The organism is Nonomuraea sp. NPDC001636 (assembly GCF_040298265.1).
Classification (GTDB): Bacteria; Actinomycetota; Actinomycetes; order Streptosporangiales; family Streptosporangiaceae; genus Nonomuraea.
The window spans coordinates 1-1,111 of record NZ_JBEOZT010000104.1; the positions used below are offsets into that span (position 1 = coordinate 1).

The window sequence follows — 1,111 nt, forward strand, 5'->3', positions numbered from 1 at the left end:
GTTAAAAATGCAGGCTTTTAATGCAATGTTTGAGTTATCAAGTGCGATTTGTTTATCTGTATTTCTATTTATAGTGTTACCTTGTATGTGGTTAAAAAGAAAATGGAATTAAAAAGAGAGAGTGATTGAAATGTTAGCTAAAACGAAACGAAAAGTACAGCCACAATTTGAAGGACATAGAGCGTTAATTATTAAGGAAGAGGGTACATGCACTGTAGAACAGGTTATATCGTTTGATTCGGAGATTTTAGAAACGAGTACAGCCATGTTACCACGTGATAATGAATTGAGATTACTTGATGATAATCACGGTTATGTGTATCACATTTATAATTTAGAAAAACCGGCAAGAATTGAAGCGGAAAATATTAAAAGATTACGACGATCTAGTGCGTTAAAAGGGATTTTTGAATTTGAAACAGGAAAAAAACAATTTGATTTAATTGGTTTTATGCCATGGGTAATTATTGTTTTACTAGCTATTTTTAAATAATGGGGTGAACTGAATGAGTGAAGTGACTTTAGAAAAAACAGTTGTAGAAGAAGTGTTACCAGATGTTCAAGACATAATGAAAGAAGAAATTTTAGAAGAAGATACTTCAAGTGAAAGTATTGAAACGGTTCAATTATTTCAATACATGAAGGAAAATTCAGTGCCTTTGAATGCATCTCAGATGAAAGGTATTTTATTGCTTAATGAGAATGGATGTAAAGATATAGCTGATTATGTTATTTCTGTAAAAAAACAGAGTTTACCACTTGCCTTCTATGAAAAGGTTCTAAAAATATTAACTATGTTTGACAGAATTAAAGGTAATGCGAAATTAAGTCATTTACTGAAAGCGAATGCGAATCCATCATTATCACTTTCAGCTAATAGTGCAAAAGTAGTGAAAGGAAATGAACTTGCATGAACGTAATGGTCTTTGAAGGTCCTCTTGGAAGCGGTAAGACATTAGGAATGACATTGTTTGCACATCACTTTAAACAGAAAAGTAATTGCGTATTGTATAGCAATTATGGCGTAGTTGGTTCAAAGCCATTTACTGAAATAGAACATTTTAAAAATATTGCTCAAGAAAAATCTACAATTTTAAATTTAGATGAAGCT

Annotated in this window: 3 protein-coding genes; all 3 read left to right on the forward strand. The window is 31.2% G+C overall.

The annotated features are described in order from the left end of the window. Positions 1–121 precede the first annotated feature (121 nt). A complete protein-coding gene (locus ABT158_RS51240) occupies positions 122–493 on the forward strand; it encodes a hypothetical protein (RefSeq protein WP_352366785.1) in 372 nt (123 codons plus the stop codon). A gap of 13 nt (positions 494–506) precedes the next feature. Beyond that, the gene (locus tag ABT158_RS51245) at positions 507–914 is read left to right on the forward strand and encodes a hypothetical protein (protein ID WP_015484804.1); all 408 of its coding nucleotides are present in this window, start codon (positions 507–509) and stop codon (positions 912–914) included. Further along, positions 911–1,111, forward strand: a 201-nt coding sequence (locus ABT158_RS51250; RefSeq protein WP_352366787.1) for a hypothetical protein, incomplete at its 3' end; no start/stop codon positions are given. The genes ABT158_RS51245 and ABT158_RS51250, both read left to right, overlap by 4 nt.

What these genes read in the sequence shown, in the direction of transcription:
- ABT158_RS51245 (WP_015484804.1), top strand. Translation starts at nt 507, where the DNA reads ATGAGTGAAGTGACTTTAGAAAAAACAGTTGTAGAAGAAGTGTTACCA.